Source organism: Streptomyces sp. NPDC026246 (assembly GCF_055567995.1).
This window is the reverse complement of the sequence record NZ_JBVHPJ010000021.1, coordinates 1-17,208: the sequence shown is the minus strand read 5'-3', so window position 1 is coordinate 17,208 and position 17,208 is coordinate 1. Positions and strand designations below refer to the sequence as shown.

Sequence of the window (17,208 nt, the reverse complement as noted above, 5' to 3'; positions counted from 1 at the left end):
GGCGCGTCCCTTCTGTGGTGGGGGGTGATCGGTTGGGTCAGGCGCTGTGGCGAATGGCGGGCTGGACGGTGGTGCCGGCGAGGGCCTGGTGGGCGTCGGTCACGATCTCGTTGTGGTCGAAGGCGAGGTCTCCGGTCTCAGCGAGAGGCACCCACTGAACGGCGGCAGCGTCGTCTCCGGCCCGAGCCGTGGTGTGCGCCGGGACGGTGATCGTGTAGGCGGCGGTGATGTATCGGCCGCGGGGGTCGCGGTCGGGCGCGTCGTAGACGCCGACCAGGGTCAGGTCCCGGGCGTCGACGTTGACGCCGGTCTCCTCGAGCAGTTCGCGTGCGGCAGCGTCCCGGGAGGTTTCGCCGGGATCGACGTGTCCGCCGGGCAGGGCGAGCTGGCCCTTGTGGGGCGGCCAGCCGCGCTTGATGGTCAGGACGTGGCCGTCGCGGATGCAGACGACGTCGGCGGTGTAGCGGATGGCCTCGAGGGTTTCGGTCACGGGTGTCGGTGTCCTTTCGGTGGTCAGGCGGCGGGCTGGTAGTCGGTGGGGTTCTGGGTGGCGGTGATGGCGAAGTAGGCCTCGTATTCGTCGTCGTCCCACGTGGCGGGGTCGCCGTGGGTCTCGCGGAACTCGGGTCCGGTCATGGCGGTCCTTTCGGTCTGGTGGGGTGTTCCGCTGGTCGTGCTCGGGGCCGCACCACCTGGGGGCGGTGGTGGTGCGGCCTCGGGCGGGGCCAGAGGGGGTGGGGCCCGGCCGTGTCGGCTCGGCACGGGCCCCGGGGGGTGGCTACTTGGGCCGGTTACGGGACTGGTCGTTGGCCTTCTTGACCTTGTCGTGCATCTCCTTTCGCTTCGCGTCGTCCACGTCGCACCTCCCCTCGGGGTCGAGGTGGTCGAGGGCGGCGTTGGCTTCGGCCGCAGCGGTGCGCAGGTCGGGGTCGTTGAGTCCGTAGGCGGTCAGCCAGCCCTGGTGGGTGACTGTCTTGCGCTGCTCGTCGGGGAGGTTGCGGATGGTGGGGTTGTGGTCGGTGGTGATGTAGGCGGCGAGTTCACCGATGGCGCCGACCGCGTCGAGGCCGTCCGCGTTGCCGCACAGCTGGACGAGGACGAGCTGCGTGGCCCGCTTGTCGAGCTGCCCGGTGTGGGCGTCTTCGGCGAGGGCGCGGATGCCGTCGGCGATGAGGTGGATTCCGGGGCGGATGTTGGTGCCGGTGGTGAGGTCGTCGAGCAGGTCGCCCAGCTCGGTGCCGTCGAGGACGTTGCGGCTGGCCATCACTCGCCGCCGTTCGCGTGGTTCTCGAGGGCCTGAAGCGCGGCGTTCAGGTCGGCCGCGTCGAGGTCGGGGATGCGGGTGGCGTCCTCGTACTCGCGGACCGCGGCCAGGCCGACGCAGGCGTCGGACAGGTCCCGTACGTCCTGCTTGGAGAGCCATACGTCGCCGATGTAGCGGCCGTTGGGCAGGCGCAGGGTGACCATGACGGCTCGGTCGGTGTCGGGGCCGAGGTTGGTGAGCTGGTGGTAGAGCTCCAGGGCGGGCAGGTACTCGGGGCTGTCGTCGTGCCGCTTGTCGTCCATCACGCCCCCTCCCCCACCACGTGCAGGCGGGTGGTGGGCCGGTTGTGCTTGACGCGGAGGCCGGAGGCACGGCGGGCCGTGTCGGCGGCGAGGTCAGCGAGGTTGACGGGGTCGAGGTCGGCGAAGCCGAGGTCCGCGCCGGTGTCGACGAGGGTCACGGACACGCGCAGCAGGCCCAGGTTCACGCCGGGGCGCGGCTGGTAGGCGGGCAGGGCGCGCAGGCTGGTCAGGTAGTCCAGGCCGGCCTGCTCGGCGTACTCGCGGTACACGTCACGCAGCTCGCTCATCGCACCGTCACCGCCTTCAGGACACGGTCCGAGCCGGTCCAGACGGCGCCCGTGTAGCGGGACGTACCGGTGTGGAGGTCCTCGATGAGGACGGCGAAGCGGGCGGCGTTGCGGCGCAGGACGCGGCGGGCTTCGGTGAGGTTGGTGATGACGGCCTTCACCTCGACCATGCGGCTGCCGTCGTAGTAGACGACGCCGGGCCGGCGGGGGCCGATCTGGGTGAGGGTGACGCGGCGGAGCGCCTCGTCGGCCTGGGTGGTGGCGCCAGACACCGACTGGACGTTGTCCAGGGGGTGTGCTGTGCGAGTAGCCATGTGGCGGATACGATCCATGGTGGATCGGCCTCCCTGAATGCGCAGGTGGGCGGGTTCATGTCCGTGGCGGTGTAGGAGCCGCTTCGGGACACGCGGCCCTGGTCCGGCATTTGCTGGTCCGGGGCCGTCGTGCTGTGCCATGAAAGACACTACGCCCTGGGTTGCCATTTGGCAACCCAATGAGGGAGACTGGAGGAAGTCGTCATAGCCGAGACCGAAGGAGGACCTGAGTTGGTGACCTTCCGCGAAGCTGCGCGCCGCGTAGTGGAGGAAGGCATCCTCCCGTCGATGACCCACCAACGGATCTCCCAGCTTCACCTCAAGGACGTCGAGAACTTCCCTGAGGTCCAGAAGGTCGGCCGCTCCAACGTCGTCGACTGGAAGAAGGCGAGACCGTACTTCGTGGCTCACGCCAAGAAGGCCGCCGCGCGCGACCGCCGGCGCCGCGTGGAGCCGGAGGGCGATGCGGAGTGATGCCACAGCAGCTTCTCCTCGCGTCTTCGATCAGTGCTGACTCCATGCCAGCACCGGCCGAGGCCACTGGAGTTGAGGCTGCTGTTTGCAATCAGCCCCTCAAGGAATTGCCAACAGACAAACTGCACGTACAGGGCGGCAAGCCCTCCCGACGAGGAACGAGAGGAGGAAGACTCACGGCATGACGACCTTCCCGGAACTGCTCCGCGAGTGGCGCATGGCTGCCCACATGTCCCTGGCAGACCTGGCGCAGCTCGTCCGGTATGACCGCACGTCGCTGCACAACTTCGAGACCGGCCGCCGGCCCACGCCGCTGTCCGTCGCTGAGGCTGCGGATGAGGCGACCGGCGCCAACGGTGCCCTCGTGGCCCAGTGGCACCGGGAGGACGAAGCCCGCCGGCAGGCCGCGGCCGCGCACCGAACGCGTGCGGCAGCCTTGGCCATGTCGCGGGACCTGACCGCACTGGCAGACCTGGACATCAGCGAGCTCCAGGAGGGCGTGTCCGCTACGGCGGTCGACTACCTGGCCTCTCCCCCGGGTCCAATGATGGACCGGGCGCACACCCTGCGCGGCGAGGCGTTCGAGCGGATCCGCTCAGGGCACCACCGGCCGCAGGACCGTTCCGACCTGTACGTGGCTGCCGGGCGGCTGTCCGGGGTGCTGTCGTATGCGCTGCTCGACATGGGCGACGCGGACGAAGCGCTGGAGCACGCCACTGCGGCGGGTCGCTGCGCCGAGTTCGCGGGGGATGCGGAGTTGGCCGCGTGGGTGGCCGGCACGAAGTCCCTGATCGCCCGCTTCCAGGGCGACTACGGGCGTGCTCTGGAGTACGTGCGGGACGGCTACCAGTGGGTCGGCCACGGGCAGGGCACCGGGGAGGCCCGGCTGCGCTGTGGTGAGGCCCAGTGCCTGGCGAACCTCGGTGACTCGAGGGCGGCGAACGCCGCTCTGGATGCCGCGGAAGCAGCCCGGGAGCGGATGCACCGGCCGGACTCCCTGTCGGGTCTGTTTGGGTTCTCGCAGGCCAAGCAGTCTTACTACGCCGGATCGAGCCTGATCTGGCTGGAGGGCGGGCACGACGCCGAGCGGGCGGCCCGCGAAGCGATCATGGCGATCGAGCTGTGGCAGTCGGGGCCGGCCGATGAGCGGTCGCTGGACGATGAGCGCCTGGCGCACATCTACCTGGCGACGGCCCGGGTGCAGCTGGACGACGTGGAGGGCGCGGCTGACGCCATCCGCCCTGTCCTGTCGTTGCCTGTGGAGGAGCAAATCTCGTGGATTGTGAAGCGTGCGGAGCGGTTGGCGGGGATGCTCAGCGCACCTCGGTACGCGGGGAACTCGACCGCCGCTGAAACCGTAGAAGCGATCAACGCCCTCGCGGCGTGAGAGGAGACGAGGACAAGGTGCGATCACCGCCCTGAACAGCAGAAACGGCCGAACCGGGTCGCCCCGACCGACCGTTTCCACGCCGGCGTACTGCGAATACGCGCGGCCCGCACAGATGCCCCCAGCTAAGGAAGGACCCGTACGTTGCACACCCTAGCGACAACTTCGGGAACATCGAAGTTCAAGCCTGTCGGAATCCCGTGGTGACCCGCCCCACGCCCCCGTTCGTCACCTTCACGACGGGCGCCAAGCTCCTCATCGACGAGGGCCTGGTCGACAGCATCACGCCGGACGGCCTGAGGTACATCGCCCGCACGGCCAAGGACTGGCCCTTCGGCGACGGCAACGGACAGCACCCCTACATCAAGGTCGGCAACGCCCGAACGATGGAGACCGGGGTCTTCCTGGCGTACTTCAAAGCCGGCCCGCCGCGCGGCGGCCGCGGTCCGAACAAGCAGTAGGTCGCTTTCCGACCAGCCGTGTACGCAGCCACGGCCCGGAACGCAAGGACGGCCCAGCAGGAGACGCAGCTCCCCTACCAGGCCGTCGAAGCAAGACCAGCGGATTGCAGTCCGCTGGCGAGTGAGAACCACATCCAGAAAGCAGGTGTCTCGTTGTCGAGACTACAGCTTGCCCCTAGGAAGTCGACAAGTAGCCCCACCACGATCGTTCGTGCGGTGGCGGTGAGGTCATGAGCCTGCTGCCGATCCTGTGGGCGTTGAAGAGCGCGCCCGTTGCAGATGCTGAAGAGCGCCTCATCCTGGTCACTCTTGCGGAGCGGGCGTGGGCAGACGGCTCGGATGCGTTGCCGTCGAAGAAGACCATCGCAAAGGTCGCGATGATCGACCCGAAGACGGTGCAGCGTCGTCTGCGGGCGATGGAGAAGCGAGGGCTGATCGCTCTAGGAGATCAGTCAGCGGCGGCGCATATCCCGGAGCACTTCCGTCCGACGGTGTACGACCTGATGATCCCGTACTCGTGGTTCCCGGACATCGAACAGGCCAACGAGGAACGGACCCGGCGTGGGAAGCCACCGCTGAGGCCTGCGGACCGACCGGACCTGGCGGATGCACCTCCCCGGAAGCAGCGCGCAGACAAAGGGAAGCGCAGGAAGCCGGCCTCGCGGCCCGGCGAGGGGACTGCAAGTCCTAGGGGTGGGGACTCACAGTCCCCGGGTCAAACCGGGCAGGAGGGGGGGTCTTCAAGTCCCGGGGGTGGGGACTACAAGTCCGGTACCGGGGGACTGCAAGACCCCCAACCCTCCCCTACTAACCCACCCCGGGACACTCCCCGTCCTTCCGTCCCTGACGGCTCGGCGGCAGCAGACGGAGGGACGGACGGGCCGACGGTCCCCAGTCAGATCAGCAGGAACCCGGGTGTCGACTTGTTGCTTGCCATCGGTGCCGAACAGCCGGAGTTCCTCCTGACCGGCAAGCCGCTCCAGGACCAGGGGATGGTCTTGGCCGGCATGCTGCTGGAGGGCTGGACGCCGGAGCAGCTGCGCCAGGTGATTGCTGGGCGGCCACTGCCGGACCAGATCACCACGTCGGTGGGAGCCATCGTGTCCGGTCGACTGCGTCAGGCCCTGGCTGGGCCCGTCCCGGAGACCGTGGGGAACGGCACGTACATGGCGTCGGCCATGTCAGGGGGCGTCGCTACGCTTCCCCGACCGGCTGTCGTGCCCTTGCAGAACTGCGATCGCTGCGACCACGCATTCCGGTCGCCCGAGCCGGGTTTGTGCCCGCAGTGCCGAAAGGATGTCGCCGTATGAACGACCACGAGGAACACCAGCCGACGGCTGCCGAGTGGAAGCGCGCGATCGAGATGCTTCTCGAAGTGGAAAGCACCCTGGCAGCCTCAGTCATCTCGGGACGCATCGAGGAGCACGACCACCACATCGTCGGCCTACCTTCCGGCGTGGAGGGCGCCATGCCTGGTGGTGCCCGCGTTGAGGCGGCGCTTCACGCGGTGATGGGCGCCAGGTTCCTGGTGCAGCAGGCGGCCTTTGGCTCCGAGCTCCGCGGAGTTCCGGTGCTCCACCGTGCGCAGACTGACTTTGCTGTAGCGGGTGGGTATGTCGCAGCCGTGTGGAACACCGAGCTGTCCGAACGGGTGGACAAGCGCTCGAAGTAGGCCAACAGGTCAAACTGGTTACGCCCCTGGACGTTGATTCGGGGGCGTCGCCGTTCCAACGATCCCCGGCTATGCATTGCGATGCCATGCAAGGCGCGGTACGGTTCAAGTGTTGCCCCGCCGGGGCCCCTCCACCACCAAGCTTCGGGGCCCCGACTCGGCCGTCAACACCCCCTGCACAAGTCACGAAGGTCATCAGGCCTGCCGCAACACTGCCCACCCGACCCCAACCAGCGCCCTCACCAAGGACCTTCGTGACTACATCCAGCCCCTACAACGACCGATTCCCGACCGACCCCACCACGTGGGCAGTGCTGCTCGTCTCGGCACTCGCCATCGGCAGGCTCACCACCGAACAAGCGAACGCCCTCGCCGAACTACTCGGCTTCGCGGGCCAACTCGCACCGCTCCTGATCCTCGGAAGGAGGTAGCGCACTACCTCGCCCGGCCGCGCCCCCATGGCGGCCGGGCGGTCTGCTGTTCGCTTTACGCACCAGTAGGCTGGCCGGCCGAAGGGGTGGAGCATCGTGACATACGACCGGTTTTCACAGTTCAGCCACCATTGTCAGACCCAGCCCGTAGCGTTGTTGGTCCTACTCGTAGCGGCTGCTGGGGGTACCGATGGACGAAGGCCTTGAGCCCGACAGCGATGAAGAGCTCTACCGCAACCCTGTCTTCTACGAACCGGCCGGACGCAACCTCGACCTGGACCGGGCAGACCTCGGCGTCCCGAACGGCGAGGGCCTCCTGGACGAACTCCTCCGCATGCGGCGCCGCGTCCCCGTCGAACAGCGCGGACTGATCTGCCCTGACTGCCGGGACCTGAGAAGCCGGCGCGTCCCTATGTACCTCGTCGAACGTGACGGCGTATGGCTCGCCTCCCACTACCGGAGGCCAGGCGAGAAGCCGATAAGCCACGAGTCGGACGAGCATCTCGCTCGGAAGGAGCGCGTAGCGAAGGACTGCGAAGACCACGGCTTCCCCGCGGACATCGAGTCGTCGGCCGCCGGCGGGCACGCCCGCCTCGACGTCCGTATCAGCGGCGCCAACGGCATCGTTCTCGACTACGAGCCTCAGCTGAGCATTCAGACCGCTCGAGGGATGAGCAGGCGAGAGGGGTTCCGGCGTCGCGGCGGGATCCGGTCTGTGTGGGACTTCACCGACCCCGACCATCCGGGCGTCGGCACTGTTCCGTACGTTCGTACGCCGAACCTGCCGGCCTCCGTCATACGCGTGCAGAAGAACCCCATCCAGATCCGTGACGGCAACTTCGTCGTCGAGGAGGGCCAGTGCAGTCCCAGGGGCAAGCTGACCCGATGCCCGTACAAGCAGTACGACGAGAAGAACCCCACTGACAGCGGGTACTGCTGGGGCTGGCACCGCGTCCTCGTGCCCGTCCATCAGTCAAGGGTCTTCGAGGGAACGGGCGGCCTGACCCTGACCCAGTTCATCGTGGAAGCGGCGGCCGGCGAGCGGGTCCCGTTCCAGCACAACGGCCTGCACGGCTGGCTGCCCTCGCAGCACTGGCAGAAGTACATGGAAGCGAACGGCCCCGCCCTGGACGACAAGGAACGCGCGCCGACGGTGCGGCGAGGCGACAGGCGGGACCGGTGCACCGAGGACCGTCCAGCCTCGGAGGTGAGAGCGGAACCGAGGGAGAGGCGCGGAAGTCGCACGATCGTCCTTGAGAGCCGTACTGCTCAGGAGGCGGAGCCGGCCAAGGTCGCCGTCGACGCGTCAGGGCGGCCGATCCCGCTGTGCCGCTTCGGCTGTGGTTCGCCCGCAAGCATGACGGGCCCTCAGGGGCTGCCGGAGCACTATTCGTGCCGCAGGAAGAATGAGGACGCGCAAGGGGGTGCTGGACTGGCGGCATGACTCTCGACGACCACATAGTGCCCCTCGGCCACCAGCCGAGGGGCACTGCTGTCAAGGCGGCCGACTACGGCGTGGCGGTGGCGTCGTCGAGGAGCTTGTCCATGTCGACCTCCCCGTCCTTCACCACACCCGAGTCCTCCAGGCCCTGCGAGATCCGCAGCACCTTGTAGTCGTCCTCCTTCACGTCCTCGCACGCCTCGGGTTTGCTGGTGTCGCCTTCCGCCTGGTCCTTGATGGCGGCCGCGCAGTCGGCGGTGATCTCCTCGTAGGACTTGTCGTCCGAGCAGCCGACGGCCCCGCCGGCGAGCAGCAGGACGGCGAGCAGGGCGGTAGTGGTGGTGCGCATGGGGTCCCCCCGTTGATCAGATCCGTACCGGGGCATGATGCGCCGTCACCCGCACCGCTGGCAGGGCAAGTCACCGGACTGTGACTCGACAGCCCGGCAGCCGAGGGCCGGAAGACGCCAGGGGAACGTGCCCGGCCTTGCGCGGCATGCTGTGAGTGCATCCCGAGCTCGTGGGGTTGCTCCTTAAAGCGCCCCCATGACCCTAGAGACCCGGTGAGGGGAAACGCTGGTTGACCGCCCCCAGGCGTTGCGTCTGGGGGCGTCTTCATGCCCTTGGGGGCACTGAGGCGGCATCCCTAATCCCTCGCTTTGCATTGCAGTGCCATGCAACATTCGGTAGGGTGGACCCATCACGCACCCCGCCCCACCGAGCCGGGGGAACGCCCTGCTCGAACTGCGGCAGGCTGACCAACCACCGCCCCCAACCACACGGGAGCCCTCGCCCATGAACCTCGGCGACCTCATCACCACTCTCCAAGCAGCCGACCCCCACCAGACCGTCCGCCACGGCTTCCACAACCCCCACTCCTACCGCGGCGACTACTACGACCTGGCTTTCGAACCAGCCGAGAACATCACCGTCGGCGAGATGCTCGAAGCCGCCCGATCCGCCGTCGGCGCCACCTACCAGGGCTGGAAGGGCGGCGACTTCCGCATGACCGAGCACGACTGGTGCTGGCTGTCCGAGGAAGGCACCGCCTCCGGCGAGACAATCAGCCCTCTCCTTCTCCATCTGATGCTCGCCGACTCCCGCGTTCGCGCACTCGCCAACGCCATCGATACCGAGATGCGCACCGAACCCGACACCCAGCGCTCAGCCATGCAGATGGAAGCCGTCACCCGCATCCGCGCCGCCCTGGAGTCCTGACCATGGCCGACCAGACCGCCCCGGAGCCCCGCCTAACCCTGAATCCCGACGGCGGCGTGATCCTGCACCTGCCGGACGTCACCCTCATCGACACGCAGGTCTGGGCCGTGGACGTCGGCTTGACGGATGCCGCAGTGGAGGCGCTGCGCACGCTGCTCGCCGCTCCTGCCGTCCAGGCGCCCGCCGCCGACCGGGCCGAGGATGAGCTGACCGCCGAGGAGGTCCGCGCCCTCGCCGCCGCCCTCGGCCTCCAGCTCTACCGCGCCGAGGACGCCCTCGCGTTCGTCGGCGAGTGCTGCGCCATCGCCGAGCGGGAGCAGCGCCCGATCACCACGGCGGATGTGCGGGAATGGCTGAAGGGGGCGCGCTGCGGGCGGCAGCTCGCCGTCGACGCCGCCGACCGGGCCGCCATCCGCGACCGCATCGCCGAAGCGATCGCCGACGCCCTGAAGCCGCGCTACGGCGGTCCGCAGCACAACACCCCTGGCGGGCTGCCGCTCACCGCAACGGCCGAGGAGATTTGCCTCCACCGCGCGCAGCCTCTCGCCGACGCCGTGATGGCGGTGCTGCCCGAGCCGGCGGACCGGGCCGCCAGGTGGCTGGACGCCGCCGCCGAGTGCAACAAGGCAGGCGGGGCCTACGCCGAGCGCGGCGCCAACGACGCGGCAGGCGCGGCCTTCGCCCTGATGGAGGTCTTCCTCCGGAAGGCAGGGCAGGCCGAGTACGTGGCCACCCCGTGCAGCGGCGTGCCGTGCGAGGACGGAGGTGAACCGTGCGACGTTCACGAGCGGCTGATGGGCCACGCCGAAGGCGACCACGAGCTGTGCGCGCCGGACTGCGGGGAGCCCTGGATGCGCCGCATGGCTGCCGAGGCGCAGCCCGCCCCACACGACACGCTCCCCGCCTGGCTACACCAGCGGTTCGACCCCCGCGGCCCCGACTGGGACCAGCTCGACGAGGACGACCGGTCGCACTGGGAGCACCAGGCTCGTGCTGTTCGCCGCGCGGTCGCCCGCGGCGGGTTCAAGCAGCCCGCCGCCGGAGCACAGCAGGACGGGGCCCAGTCATGAGCCCACAGCACACCAGCGGCGGCTTCACCGGCATCAGCCTCGCCGGCCGCTGGGAATGCGGCAACTGCGGCGCCACCGGCGACGGCTGGTACGACCCCGACAACGGCCTCACCCTCCACGACGACAACGGGCAGCCCTTCCACCCCGACGACCACGACTGCGAGGCGTAACCCGTGACCGGTGTGGCCGCCTACCTGATCCTCGTCGTCACCGTCGCCACGCTCCTGTGCGGCCACCACACCCACCTCCCCCACCGGCGCCCCCGGCCCCGCACCGGGCCGTGGGCCCACACCCAGCCACTCACCTACGAGGAAACCGCATGACCGACCAGCCGCACCGGCACCTCGAGGCCGCAGAAGCTGCCAACGCCAAGGCCGCGGCACTCCCCAAAGACGAACGCCTCGCCTCCGAGGCCGCCAACGCCCCATACCTGCGCATCCAGCTCGCCTACGCCCTCAAGCGCGCCGAGGAAGCCGAAGCCCGCACCGGCCCCACCGACGCCCTCGAGCAGCGCCTCGCTGCGATGGAGAAGCTGGCCGCAGCTTGGCAGAAGGAAGCCGAGCAGGCCCGCAAGGACCTCGCGTCCCCGGCGTACGCGGACGACGCTGTCGAGTTCGTCGTCTGGTCGGCCATGGAACGTCACCTCGACGAAGTCGATGTCCGTCTCGTCCTGAAGACCATCCGCAACTGTCGGCGTCTGGCAGCCGAGGCAATCAACGTCCTTCCCGACGCGTGGAACGACCTCAAGAAGCGCGTCACGGCCCTCCACGCGCCCGTGCAGCAGATGGGCCGGACATGGTGCGCCGAGTGCTCAGTCCGGCGCTCCACAGGCCCGCGCACGGAGGAGTGGGTGGCGTACATCCCCCACCCCTGCCCAACCCTCGACGCCATCGAGGACAAGGAGCCCACCACATGACCGAGCCCAAGCCGCCCCTGCCCTCCCGCACGTTCGACCCGTGGCCTCGCATCCCCGTCGACACCAGCGAAGGCAGCGACTTCCACCGCCTAGACCGTATTGCCGGCCACGCCGCCACCGGCTGGGCTCTCGGGCCGGAAGGCGCCTACGCCCAGAACCTCACCCTGGCCGAAGTTGTCGACGGCGCCGTGCGCGAAGCGCTGCTCCACGTCCTCGAGCTTGGCCTCATCGACATCGACAGCCAGCGCATGCACGCCGCACCCGGCTGGCCAACCCACCGTGAGAGGACCACCGCGTGAGCCCTCTGACGACCGCGGCCGCGGCCCTAGGCCTGCTCGCCGCCGGCTACGCCCTCGGACGACTCCGCCCCGCACAGCGCGCCTCCGACTGGGCCAACTGGAAGAAGTACGACCAGACCATGCGCCGCCACAGCACCTGCTGGTGGGCCATGTTCGTCGTCCTCTCCGTCGAGAACCTCACCTGGCTGGCCGCGCACCCGGTGCAGGGCTGGGACGCGTGGAAGCACCGCAACGACCCGCCACCGCCCCGCAGCCCCGCACCCAGCTTCGACCCCGACTGGGCCGCCAAGAGGCGCGCCGCGAGCCAGGAGGACGCGTGAGGCGTCGTACGCCGTCCAGGGGCGAGCTGCTGCGCCGCATCGAGGCTCTCGAGGCGCTGCACCGGCAGCCCACCCCTCGCCCCTTAGACGGGCAGGAGGCCCTCCCTGAGGGCCTCTTCCACTGTCACCCGGCCGAGCCCGCCGAGCCGCACCAGATGACGTTCGACGACGACTAGGCAGCCGGCTCCACCCGGGTCTTTAACCCGGCCTCCGCCGCACCGTCGTCCACCAGCCGGTCCGACGAGAACGACCACTTATAGCCCAGCTCCGCCGGAGACCTCGCGTCGAACAGATCCTTCAACTCGTTGATCTCATCCGCGACCGTGCGCAGCGACACCCCCAGCTGCGAGGCGATAGCCCGCTGATCCAGACCCGCCACCAGACCGCGGGCCACCTCACGTTGACGGCGCGTCGTGCGCACACCCTCCGACCACGTCACCCCGCCACCCGACTGCCTACGCGCCCGCAACTCCCCATGCCACGGGTCTGCGGCGTTCCAGCGGGCGCAGAACTCGACAGCGATGTAGGCGACCATCGCCTTGTCCGTCACCACCCACGCCGCATGCTCCGGCGCGTCGGGCAGGTAGTGGTTGGAAATGAACGCCACCCGCTGGTCAACGATGATGGTCCGCTCGAACGGCGCCTCCAACGTCCGGTACTCGGGGCGTTTGCCCGTGTCCCGGCCGATCATCGCCCGCACATATTCCGCGGTGACCGAGTTGTCCCGCGCCATGCCCCGGTACAGGGTGCGCTTGGCCACGCCGCGGTCCAGGGCCTGCGTGTCCCGAGCCAGGGACCGCTCCAGCTGTTCCCGGGTGCGTGGGCCTCCCGGCTGGGCCGCGAGGATCTCGAACCGTGCGGAGGCCACCACGTCGTCCAGGCGGGCGTTCACCACCGCCGGGTCCTCCAGGTACTCGGCGCCGCCGGAGGAGCGCCACAGGCCCCGCTGGTAGTCCTGAGCCATACGGTCCGCGACGTGAGGAAGGGCCCGCATCCGCTCGATGCGGGCCGCGTTCTCGGCGAGCATCTCGTCGATACGGCGCTGCGCCACCAGCCGCGGATCCAGCGCAACCGGTCGGTTATCGCACCGGGGGTCGAGCACCACGAACCCCAGCCGTACCAGCTCCGTGACCGCCTGCTCGAGCTCTTCGGGTACCGGCCGGCCGGACGAGATGAAGCCGTAAGCCCGCTCGGCTTCCGCCGAAAGCGACACGCCGTCACCTATCGCATTATCGATGGCCAAAGGTTCGGTCCCCTGTCAAAACCGACCACAGCATTGCGTGTTGACGCACTGCATGAAAGCGCAGCCGGAAGTGGTTGATGGATGAATCGAGCGTACGGCACCGTATCCATGGGGCGTCCCCCGGCGCTCGTACACCGCATCCTCCCCGCAACCTCAGGCGTCTACTGCCAGGGAAATCGCCTACAGGGAGTGGGGATTCGCAGCAGGATCGGCCATCGAGAAACCGGGTAGACGCCCCGTTATCGTTCACGAAACGACCACAACCGGAAGGAAACCCACGCGCCATGACCAAGCGCCTCCGCCTTCTCACCGCCGGCCTCGGCATCACCGCAGCCGCCGCCCTCGGCCTCGCCACCGCCGACACGTTCATCGCCCCGCCCGACACCACCTGGGGCGCACCCGCCGACGAAACCGACACCACCTGGGGCACCACCCCCGCCAACCCCGGCGGCGACCCCACCGGGCCCGTCGCGGCGCCGCAGGACACCACCTGGGGCTAGACCGCCCCGGCCGCGCAGACCGGCCCGGCAGGCGTGCCCCCAGCACCCTGCCGGGCCACCTTCATGCCCGGGGGAACGACCGGCCGGAAGCGCGGCACCGTAGAGTCATGCCCCTTCCCGACGAAGACCCGTTCAGCCAGTTCGCCGTCCACGGCCCCGCCATCTTCTACGTCAGCACCGGCGGGCCCAGTGCCACCCAGTCGGTTCAGCGCCTCGACCTCGAGGCCGTACACGACCCAAGAGAGCGCGCCGTGTGCCGGGCCCTCCTCCACCACGCCTTGGCCCTCCTCGACGCCAGCGAGCCCACCACCCGAGCGGGGAGGCCGACCGTCTGATGGCCAAGCACCCCCTCGGCAGCCGGCGCGTTGCCCTCTGCGCCTGGCTCACCGACAACGGCATCAACCCCGCCAACGTCCCCCAGGACGCCGACATCACCATCGACAAAGGCCCCACCGGCCGCTTCCTGCGCTGCGAGGTCTACGACCGCACCCCCGACGGCCACCTCCAAGCAGGCCCAGACGACCGCGTTGCCACCGTGGTCATCAACGTGCCACTGAAGGTGGAACCGCCCGACTGGTGGGAGCCGCAGAGCAAGCCCACACGGGAGCAGCTCCTCGCCGTCCTGGACCGCGTCCGCGCGCTCGCCAACGAGGACGGCGAGCAGAACCGGCACATCGCCCGGGAGAGGCTCCGCGCCGTCCTCGACCTCGCCTAAGGAAGGCAGGGCCTGTGAAGCAGAGGCACGTCATCCACCGCACCGAGCTCCCCCTCGACGACCGGCCCCACGGCATCGACCTCACCGGCGACATCCTCCACGCCGCCGTGCGTCGCCCCGGCAAGGTCGACGTCTGGTACGTGGCCCGCCCCGACGGGATGGAGCCGATGCGGCGCAGCTTCCAGATCGTCGGAACCGGCCAGCCCTTCCCGATCTGGCTGGGCCGGCACCACGGTACGGCCATCACCCCGGACGGCCAGCTGGTGTGGCACGTACTGGAGAACCACTGCCAGCACTGGGACGTCGTAGAGGTCCCGAGGATGCAGGACCCGGCGGACCGTGTGCCGGGCATCTGCCACGCCTGCGGCGTCGACCTAATCGGCGATGGCCAAGGCGGCTGGGCGCCGCAGTAACCCGGGCTGTCAGTAGCCCGTGCCATCCTGGCGTATAGCGCTCGCTCGTCTGCTGCGGGAAACCGTGGCACCCGGGGAGGTCCGGTCCATAGCCGGGCGAGCGCACACGCTTCCGCCCCACCACGCAGTCCCCCGTCGTGGTGGGGCGGTCGCATGCGAGCCCCCAGCGACGGACGTAGCCTGGTGCTGCTCGGGGACACACGCGGAGGTACCCCATGCCCCGAACCGTCTGGTCAGGCGCCATCAGCTTCGGTCTCGTCACCGTGCCGATCAACGTGCAGTCCGCGACCGAAGACCACTCCGTGCGCTTCCACCAGTACCACCTCGAGGACATGGGCCGCGTCCGCGTCCGCAAGTACTGCGAGGTCGAGGACCGCGAGGTCCGCACCGACGAGATCGGCAAGGGCTACGAGTACGCCAAAGACCAGGTCATCGCCATCTCCGACGAGGAACTCCGCGACCTTCCCCTGCCCACCGCCAAAGCCATCGAGATCGTCGCGTTCATCCCCCTCGCCTCCGTCGACCCCATCCGCATCGGCGAGGGCTACTACCTCCAGCCGTCCGGGCAGGTCTCCCACAAGCCCTACAAGCTCCTCACCCAGGCCCTCGCCCGCTCCTCGAAGGTCGCCGTGGCGAAGTACGCCTGGTCCGGGCGGGAACGCCTCGGCCTGCTGCGCGTCCGCGACGACGTGATCGTCCTGCACGCCATGCGCTGGCCCGGCGAGATCCGCGACCCCAGCTCCCTCCTCCCCCCACCCGTCGAACTGACTGATGAGGAGGTCGACGGAGCGCTGGCGCTCATGGACTCCATGACCCGCGAAGACCTCGACGACCCACAGTTCCGCGACACCTACACCGAAGCCATCGAGCAGATCATCGAAGCCAAGCGGGAGCACCGCGAGCTGCCCGCGGCGCCGGAGCCGGAACGGGACACGGGCCGGATCGTCGACCTCATGGCCGCCCTGCAAGAGTCCGTGCAGAAGGCGCGGGCAGACCGCGGCGAGGACGCCGACGTGCACGAGATGCCCAAGAAGGCCGCGGCCAAGAAGCAGCCCGCCAAGAAGACCAGCGGGAAGAAGACCACGGCGAAGAAGACGGCCAGCCGGCGGCCGCGCAGCGCCTGACAAGGCGCAAGGGTTCACCCGTCCAGGAACCCAAGCTCCGCGTCCGGCCGGCAATGCCCGCACGCCGCCACGCCCTCCGACAACGCCCGCAACGCCGCCACCCGGTCCACGCCCTTCGCCCGCTTCCCCGCCATATGGCACTCCCCCGCATGCACGGCGACCGGCAGGGCGTCCCGGTTCAGCCCGTAGTCCAGCACCCAGTCCGGGGCCGGCGGCCGCCGCTCCTCCCCGGCACGGCGCTCGGCCTGGCGGCGTTCCTCCTCGGCGATCCACCGGCGGGTCCGCTCGAGGTCCGCGGCCTGCACGCGTTCCAGGAAGCGCAGCATCTCGAGACGCGACGGCGGACGATCGTTCATGTGTTCGATTCTAGAGACCGAGGAAAAGGGCCCGCCATCTGGGGTGATCCCCCAGACGACGGGCCCTCGGGTGGCCACTACAGGGTGGTGCCCCCTCCCGATGGCACCAGCACGCTACGCCCCGCACACCGATCACCGGTAGGGCACCAGCACCTCGTCGACACGGGCCGCCACACGACGCGACCGCCCCCACGACCAACCGGACGGCGCGTCTCGCAGCACCCGCCGCAGTTCTCCAGCCGCCACCACCTGCACCATCCCGGCCGGTGTCGTCACCTCGATGTGACCGCCCCGCACCGTCGACCCGTGCACCACCAGCAGCGGCCACACCGCCACCCCGGGCATGCCGAGCGCCTGGCCGACCAGCTGCGCGTACCGAGCGACCTTCTCTGCCTCCCCATGCCGGTCCTCCCGACCACAGAGCAGTCGACCCCCGGCCTCCCACGTCTCCCATCCGACAGGCCAGCGCTTCGTGTCCCCCACCACCACCGCGCTCCCGCACGGTGGCACCTTCACGTGGTCGATGTTGAAGCGGCGGCCCGCCAGGCGAAGGTCGTGGCGTATCCGCCAGCCCCGCAGACGTAACGGGCGGACGATTCGGGCCGTGTCCTTCTCCGCGCGGGCGCCGAGCTCCCAGCGGGCCGCCTGGGCGTCCGCACGGGCAGCCTCCGGGTTCATGCCCACCCACGCCGTGATACGCCGCCACACTCCCCGCCGGGCCCGTGCACGCAACCGCCGCGCCTCACGCGCCGCCGACGCACCCGCACTCACCGGCCGTCCCTCCACCAGCGCAGGCCCTCAGGCTCATCCCGCTCCAGGTCCCCGTCGCACGTCGCCAGGTACCGCGAGTAGGCGGCCACGCAGTCCGCGGCGTACTCCCGCTGCGGCGTCGTCATCTTCGACGTGACCCACCGCCACCGCCCCTCCAGCCACACCGTGCACCAGGCCCCGTTCTCCACCGTGTTCCCGGCCTCGGCCTGGGTCTGGCGTTCCTCCGCGCGC

General features: G+C 69.6%; 30 protein-coding genes and 1 pseudogene. 20 read left to right on the top strand and 11 right to left on the bottom strand.

All coding sequences use genetic code 11. The annotated features are described in order from the left end of the window. Positions 1-37: 37 nt before the first annotated feature. From ACZ4M5_RS33345 to ACZ4M5_RS33320, 6 genes are all read right to left on the bottom strand, one after another. The gene (locus ACZ4M5_RS33345; protein ID WP_467742593.1) at positions 38-490 is read right to left on the bottom strand and encodes an NUDIX domain-containing protein; all 453 of its coding nucleotides are present in this window, start codon (positions 488-490) and stop codon (positions 38-40) included. Positions 491-513: 23 nt separating this feature from the next. Beyond that, entirely contained in the window at positions 514-636 is a 123-nt protein-coding gene (locus ACZ4M5_RS33340) for a hypothetical protein (RefSeq protein ID WP_467742591.1), read from the bottom strand. A 142-nt stretch (positions 637-778) separates the two neighbouring features. Continuing rightward, complete coding sequence (locus tag ACZ4M5_RS33335; RefSeq protein WP_467742589.1) at positions 779-1,264, bottom strand: hypothetical protein; 486 nt, start codon at positions 1,262-1,264, stop codon at positions 779-781. Beyond that, a complete protein-coding gene (locus ACZ4M5_RS33330) occupies positions 1,264-1,569 on the bottom strand; it encodes a hypothetical protein (RefSeq protein WP_467742587.1) in 306 nt (101 codons plus the stop codon). The genes ACZ4M5_RS33335 and ACZ4M5_RS33330 overlap by 1 nt, the downstream gene beginning before the upstream one ends. After that, positions 1,566-1,853 (bottom strand): hypothetical protein, encoded by a 288-nt coding sequence (locus ACZ4M5_RS33325; protein WP_467742585.1) that lies wholly within the window; start codon positions 1,851-1,853, stop codon positions 1,566-1,568. Before ACZ4M5_RS33325 ends, ACZ4M5_RS33330 begins: the two co-directional genes overlap by 4 nt. Beyond that, positions 1,850-2,167: a hypothetical protein gene (locus ACZ4M5_RS33320; protein ID WP_467742583.1), complete on the bottom strand. Its 318-nt coding sequence runs from the start codon at positions 2,165-2,167 to the stop codon at positions 1,850-1,852. Before ACZ4M5_RS33320 ends, ACZ4M5_RS33325 begins: the two co-directional genes overlap by 4 nt. Positions 2,168-2,455: 288 nt before the next feature. Here ACZ4M5_RS33320 and ACZ4M5_RS33315 point away from each other — a divergent pair, with 288 nt between their 5' ends. From ACZ4M5_RS33315 to ACZ4M5_RS33280, 8 genes and pseudogenes are all read left to right on the top strand, one after another. Further along, the gene (locus ACZ4M5_RS33315) at positions 2,456-2,641 is read left to right on the top strand and encodes a hypothetical protein (protein WP_467742581.1); all 186 of its coding nucleotides are present in this window, start codon (positions 2,456-2,458) and stop codon (positions 2,639-2,641) included. Between the two features lie 181 nt (positions 2,642-2,822). Continuing rightward, on the top strand, positions 2,823-4,028 hold the full coding sequence (locus ACZ4M5_RS33310) for a helix-turn-helix domain-containing protein (RefSeq protein WP_467742579.1): 1,206 nt from the start codon (positions 2,823-2,825) through the stop codon (positions 4,026-4,028). 203 nt (positions 4,029-4,231) lie between these two features. Then, on the top strand, positions 4,232-4,489 hold the full coding sequence (locus tag ACZ4M5_RS33305; RefSeq protein WP_467742577.1) for a hypothetical protein: 258 nt from the start codon (positions 4,232-4,234) through the stop codon (positions 4,487-4,489). 230 nt (positions 4,490-4,719) lie between these two features. Further along, positions 4,720-4,914, top strand: a pseudogene (locus ACZ4M5_RS33300) (helix-turn-helix domain-containing protein); the annotation flags it as partial. 498 nt (positions 4,915-5,412) lie between these two features. Continuing rightward, positions 5,413-5,799: a hypothetical protein gene (locus ACZ4M5_RS33295; protein ID WP_467742780.1), complete on the top strand. Its 387-nt coding sequence runs from the start codon at positions 5,413-5,415 to the stop codon at positions 5,797-5,799. Continuing rightward, the gene (locus ACZ4M5_RS33290) at positions 5,796-6,161 is read left to right on the top strand and encodes a hypothetical protein (RefSeq protein ID WP_467742575.1); all 366 of its coding nucleotides are present in this window, start codon (positions 5,796-5,798) and stop codon (positions 6,159-6,161) included. Before ACZ4M5_RS33295 ends, ACZ4M5_RS33290 begins: the two co-directional genes overlap by 4 nt. A 254-nt stretch (positions 6,162-6,415) precedes the next feature. Beyond that, entirely contained in the window at positions 6,416-6,592 is a 177-nt protein-coding gene (locus ACZ4M5_RS33285) for a hypothetical protein (RefSeq protein WP_467742573.1), read from the top strand. Positions 6,593-6,782: 190 nt separating this feature from the next. Continuing rightward, complete coding sequence (locus ACZ4M5_RS33280; protein WP_467742571.1) at positions 6,783-8,036, top strand: hypothetical protein; 1,254 nt, start codon at positions 6,783-6,785, stop codon at positions 8,034-8,036. A 64-nt stretch (positions 8,037-8,100) separates the two neighbouring features. On the opposite strand, the gene ACZ4M5_RS33275 is transcribed toward ACZ4M5_RS33280, so the two are convergent. Further along, positions 8,101-8,382, bottom strand: coding sequence for a hypothetical protein (locus ACZ4M5_RS33275; protein WP_467742569.1), 282 nt, complete (start codon positions 8,380-8,382; stop codon positions 8,101-8,103). Positions 8,383-8,827: 445 nt separating this feature from the next. Here ACZ4M5_RS33275 and ACZ4M5_RS33270 point away from each other — a divergent pair, with 445 nt between their 5' ends. The 7 genes from ACZ4M5_RS33270 to ACZ4M5_RS33240 are packed head-to-tail and all read left to right on the top strand — an operon-like array spanning position 8,828 to position 11,855. Next, complete coding sequence (locus ACZ4M5_RS33270; protein ID WP_467742567.1) at positions 8,828-9,250, top strand: hypothetical protein; 423 nt, start codon at positions 8,828-8,830, stop codon at positions 9,248-9,250. 2 nt (positions 9,251-9,252) lie between these two features. Beyond that, a complete protein-coding gene (locus ACZ4M5_RS33265) occupies positions 9,253-10,320 on the top strand; it encodes a hypothetical protein (RefSeq protein WP_467742565.1) in 1,068 nt (355 codons plus the stop codon). Next, positions 10,317-10,490, top strand: a complete 174-nt coding sequence (locus ACZ4M5_RS33260; RefSeq protein ID WP_467742563.1) for a hypothetical protein — start codon at positions 10,317-10,319, stop codon at positions 10,488-10,490. The genes ACZ4M5_RS33265 and ACZ4M5_RS33260 overlap by 4 nt, the downstream gene beginning before the upstream one ends. Positions 10,491-10,493: 3 nt before the next feature. After that, positions 10,494-10,643, top strand: coding sequence for a hypothetical protein (locus ACZ4M5_RS33255; RefSeq protein WP_467742561.1), 150 nt, complete (start codon positions 10,494-10,496; stop codon positions 10,641-10,643). Then, positions 10,640-11,236: a hypothetical protein gene (locus tag ACZ4M5_RS33250; protein ID WP_467742559.1), complete on the top strand. Its 597-nt coding sequence runs from the start codon at positions 10,640-10,642 to the stop codon at positions 11,234-11,236. Before ACZ4M5_RS33255 ends, ACZ4M5_RS33250 begins: the two co-directional genes overlap by 4 nt. Then, the gene (locus ACZ4M5_RS33245; RefSeq protein ID WP_467742557.1) at positions 11,233-11,535 is read left to right on the top strand and encodes a hypothetical protein; all 303 of its coding nucleotides are present in this window, start codon (positions 11,233-11,235) and stop codon (positions 11,533-11,535) included. Before ACZ4M5_RS33250 ends, ACZ4M5_RS33245 begins: the two co-directional genes overlap by 4 nt. Beyond that, positions 11,532-11,855 carry a hypothetical protein gene (locus ACZ4M5_RS33240; RefSeq protein WP_467742555.1) on the top strand — a complete coding sequence of 108 codons (324 nt, stop codon included), beginning with the start codon at positions 11,532-11,534 and terminating at the stop codon, positions 11,853-11,855. The genes ACZ4M5_RS33245 and ACZ4M5_RS33240 overlap by 4 nt, the downstream gene beginning before the upstream one ends. A 172-nt stretch (positions 11,856-12,027) precedes the next feature. On the opposite strand, the gene ACZ4M5_RS33235 is transcribed toward ACZ4M5_RS33240, so the two are convergent. Further along, positions 12,028-13,068 (bottom strand): hypothetical protein, encoded by a 1,041-nt coding sequence (locus tag ACZ4M5_RS33235; RefSeq protein WP_467742553.1) that lies wholly within the window; start codon positions 13,066-13,068, stop codon positions 12,028-12,030. Between the two features lie 314 nt (positions 13,069-13,382). Here ACZ4M5_RS33235 and ACZ4M5_RS33230 point away from each other — a divergent pair, with 314 nt between their 5' ends. The 5 genes from ACZ4M5_RS33230 to ku all read left to right on the top strand — a co-directional run bounded on the left by ACZ4M5_RS33230 (position 13,383) and on the right by ku (position 15,850). Further along, complete coding sequence (locus tag ACZ4M5_RS33230; protein WP_467742551.1) at positions 13,383-13,598, top strand: hypothetical protein; 216 nt, start codon at positions 13,383-13,385, stop codon at positions 13,596-13,598. 107 nt (positions 13,599-13,705) lie between these two features. Then, positions 13,706-13,933 (top strand): hypothetical protein, encoded by a 228-nt coding sequence (locus tag ACZ4M5_RS33225; protein WP_467742549.1) that lies wholly within the window; start codon positions 13,706-13,708, stop codon positions 13,931-13,933. After that, positions 13,933-14,313 (top strand): hypothetical protein, encoded by a 381-nt coding sequence (locus ACZ4M5_RS33220; RefSeq protein WP_467742547.1) that lies wholly within the window; start codon positions 13,933-13,935, stop codon positions 14,311-14,313. The genes ACZ4M5_RS33225 and ACZ4M5_RS33220 overlap by 1 nt, the downstream gene beginning before the upstream one ends. A gap of 14 nt (positions 14,314-14,327) precedes the next feature. After that, positions 14,328-14,726: a DUF7352 domain-containing protein gene (locus tag ACZ4M5_RS33215; RefSeq protein ID WP_467742545.1), complete on the top strand. Its 399-nt coding sequence runs from the start codon at positions 14,328-14,330 to the stop codon at positions 14,724-14,726. 215 nt (positions 14,727-14,941) lie between these two features. Continuing rightward, positions 14,942-15,850, top strand: a complete 909-nt coding sequence (ku, locus tag ACZ4M5_RS33210) for a non-homologous end joining protein Ku (RefSeq protein WP_467742543.1) — start codon at positions 14,942-14,944, stop codon at positions 15,848-15,850. A gap of 14 nt (positions 15,851-15,864) precedes the next feature. Here ku and ACZ4M5_RS33205 read toward each other — a convergent pair whose 3' ends face one another. The 3 genes from ACZ4M5_RS33205 to ACZ4M5_RS33195 form a co-directional block, all read right to left on the bottom strand. Next, entirely contained in the window at positions 15,865-16,206 is a 342-nt protein-coding gene (locus tag ACZ4M5_RS33205) for a DUF6233 domain-containing protein (RefSeq protein WP_467742541.1), read from the bottom strand. A gap of 132 nt (positions 16,207-16,338) precedes the next feature. Further along, positions 16,339-16,884 (bottom strand): nuclease-related domain-containing protein, encoded by a 546-nt coding sequence (locus ACZ4M5_RS33200; RefSeq protein ID WP_467742539.1) that lies wholly within the window; start codon positions 16,882-16,884, stop codon positions 16,339-16,341. An 89-nt stretch (positions 16,885-16,973) separates the two neighbouring features. Further along, positions 16,974-17,208, bottom strand: a 235-nt coding sequence (locus ACZ4M5_RS33195) for a hypothetical protein (RefSeq protein WP_467742537.1), incomplete at its 5' end; no start/stop codon positions are given.